We start from the raw sequence: 3,066 nt of genomic DNA on the forward strand, positions 1-3,066 counted from the left end.
GACGATGTTGACGACGCTGGTGGCCCTGGGGATGGCCGCGCGGTCGAGCCCGGTGTACGCGGCGGCCATGATCGGGATGACGGCGGCCCCGATGCCGAGGCCGCGCACGAACAGCGAGGCCACGAGCACCGGCTCCCCCAGCCCCGAGCCGACCTGGGTGAACGCCAGCGTGCCGAGCCGGGTGGTGGTGAGCCCGACCAGGATCGGCGGGCGCGGGCCGAGCCGGTCGGCGAGCGAGCCCGCGAGGATCGCGGCCACCAGGGTGCCCGCGCCCTGCGGGGCCAGCAGCAGCCCGGCCGACAGCGCGTCCTGCCCGTCCGCGCGCTGGAAGAACAGCGGCAGCAGCAGCATCGGGCCGAAGTAGCAGAACCCGAAGAAGAACATCGTCAGCGCGGGGGCGGCGAAGGCCCTGCGGGAGAACAGCCTCAGGTCGACCACGGGTTCGACGCGGCCCCGCAGGGCGTGGACGGCGAAGCCCGCGACCAGCAGCAGGCCTGCGGCGCACGGCAGCAGCACGGGCGCGCCGAGCGCGCCGCCGCTCTCGCTGACCTGCGACAGGCCCAGCACCAGCGCCGCGACGCCCGGTGGCAGCAGCACCGCGCCCAGCACGTCGAGCGACCGGCCGCCCTCGGGGGCGGTGGCGGGCAGCACGCGCAGCGACAGGACGAGCGCGACGAGGCCGACGGGCACGTTGAGGAAGAAGATCCAGCGCCAGCCGGGACCGTCGACGAAGACGCCGCCGAGCACCGGGCCGAGGATCGGCGAGAGCTGCGCGGGGATGCCGACCAGCGACATGACCCGGCCCATGCGGGCGGGCCCGGCGGCCTGCGCGAGCAGCGTCTGCCCGAGCGGCATCACCATGCCGCCGCCCAGGCCCTGGACCACGCGGAACACCACCAGGCTGGGCAGCGACCAGGCCAGCCCGCACAGCAGCGACCCCGCCGTGAACAGCGCGATGGACAGCAGCCACACCTGCCGGACGCCGAACCGCTGCGCGGCCCACCCCGTGAGCGGGATGACCGCCGTCAGCGCCAGCAGGTAGGCGGTCGCCACCCACTGCACGGCCGCGAGGGAGGCGCCGAACTCCGCGCCCAGGGCGTCCATCGCCACGACGACGATGGTGGTGTCGAGCAGCGTGGTGAACGCGCCGAGCACGACGACGGCCGCCGTGCGCAGCAGCGCCGCGTCGACCCGGTCGGCGGGCGGCGCGCCCCCGCTCTCCTCGGGTCCGGTGGCCGCCGTTGCGGCGCGCGCGTCGTCACCGGTCTTCTCACTCATGGGGGATTCCTCTGAAATGTCGCGATCCGTGTCCGGGTGTGCGCAGAGCGCAGTTGACCCTGGCAGAGGGCGGGGTGCGCCCAGGGCGCGCGCGGTGGCCGCAAGCGGCCGTGGCCGCCTGCGGCCGGTCACAGCGAGCGGGAGATCACCACCCGCTGGATCTGGTTCGTGCCCTCGATGATCTGCAGCAGCTTCGCCTCGCGCATCCACCGCTCCACGGGGTGGTCCTGCACGTACCCGTAGGCGCCCAGCACCTGCACCGCGTCGGTGGTCACCCGCATGGCGGCCTCGGTGGCGAACAGCTTGGCCCTGGCCGCGGCGGCGGTGACCTCCGAGGGCCGCGCGCCCGCGTCGAGCGCGGCGGCGGCCTCGCGCACCAGCGCCCGCGCGGCGTGGACCTGGGTGTCCATGTCGGCGAGCAGGAAGCCGACGCCCTGGAACTCCAGCACGGGGCGCCCGAACTGGGTGCGGGTCCTGGCGTAGCGCACCGCGTAGCGGGTGGCCGCGTCGGCGAGGCCGACCGCGCAGGCCGCGATGCCCAGCCTGCCCCGGTCGAACAGGCCGGCCGCGGCCAGAAAGCCCTTGCCCGGCCTGCCGATCAGCCGGTCGGCGGGCACCCGCGCGTCGTCGAGCGCGACGGTGGCGGTCGGCGAGGAGCGCACCCCCATCTTCCGCTCGGGGGCCAGGACGGACAGGCCGGGCGCGTCGGCGGGGGCCAGCAGCACGGACAGGCCGGCGGGTCCGGGGCCGCCGGTGCGGCAGAAGAGGTTGTAGAAGTCGGCGTGCCCGGCGTGGCTGGTGAACGCCTTCGTCCCGGTGACCAGGTAGTCGTCCCCGTCGCGGCGGGCGGTGGCGGCGATGGCGGCGACGTCGGAGCCCACGTCCGGCTCGGTGATGCAGTTGGCGCCGAGCAGGTCGCCGCCGAGCGCGGCGGGCAGCAGGCGCTCGCGCTGCTCGGGGGTGCCGTGCGCGGCCAGCGGGTAGCAGGAGAGGACGTGGATGTTGACCGACTGGGCCACGCCCAGCCAGTGCCGCGCCAGCACCTCCAGCACGGCGAGGTAGGTGGTGTACGGCTGGCCGCCGCCGCCGTGCTCCTCGGGGTAGGGCAGGCCGAGCAGACCGGACCGGCCGAGCAGGCGCAGCAGGTCGCGGGGGAACTCGGCGCGGGCCTCGAAGTCGTCGGCCCTGGGGGCGAGCTCGTTCTCGGCGAGGTCGCGGGCCAGCTCCAGCAGGTCGGCGGTGGCGGTGCGGTCGGCGACGCGGTCGGCCGCGCGGTCGGCGGCGTGGTCCGGGGCGGTGGTCCGGGTGGCGCTCACGCCCGCCCCCACTCGCGCGCCTCGGGCCACGCCCTGGCGACCCTGCGCACCGCGTAGTCCCAGTACGAGCGCACCGACAGGTCCGCGTAGACGAAGTCGCGCTTGGCCGCCACGTCGGTCTCGCTGGACCACGCGTAGGGGGCGCCCGACTGCTCGGCGAGCAGCTGGAGCCGGCAGGCGCGCTCCAGCACCTGGGCGAACACGGCGGCGTGCCGCACGCTCTTGCCCACCACGACCCCGCCGTGGTTGCGCAGCAGCACCCCCTCACCCCCGTCCAGGGCCTTGGCGATGGCCTCGCCGGTGGCCTGGTCCAGCACGGTGTTGCTGGTCTCGGTGAACAGCCCGAGCCGGTCGGCGAAGTGCGCGCCCTCGTGGGAGACCGGTCGCAGCGGCAGGTCCGTCGCGCCGAACACGAGGGTGTGCGGGGCGTGGCTGTGCACGATGCCGTTGACGTCCGGGCGGGCGCGGTAGA

Annotated in this window: 3 protein-coding genes; all 3 read right to left on the reverse strand. The window is 75.6% G+C overall.

The window, feature by feature from the left end:
• Window positions 1-1,278, reverse strand: a 1,278-nt coding sequence (locus ACTUAL_RS11160) for a DHA2 family efflux MFS transporter permease subunit (protein ID WP_440900202.1), incomplete at its 3' end; no start/stop codon positions are given.
• Between the two features lie 128 nt (window positions 1,279-1,406).
• Window positions 1,407-2,594 carry an acyl-CoA dehydrogenase family protein gene (locus ACTUAL_RS11165; RefSeq protein WP_440900203.1) on the reverse strand — a complete coding sequence of 396 codons (1,188 nt, stop codon included), beginning with the start codon at window positions 2,592-2,594 and terminating at the stop codon, window positions 1,407-1,409.
• Window positions 2,591-3,066, reverse strand: a 476-nt coding sequence (locus tag ACTUAL_RS11170) for a class II aldolase/adducin family protein (RefSeq protein ID WP_440900204.1), incomplete at its 5' end; no start/stop codon positions are given. The genes ACTUAL_RS11165 and ACTUAL_RS11170, both read right to left, overlap by 4 nt.

The organism is Actinosynnema sp., from assembly GCF_052038725.1.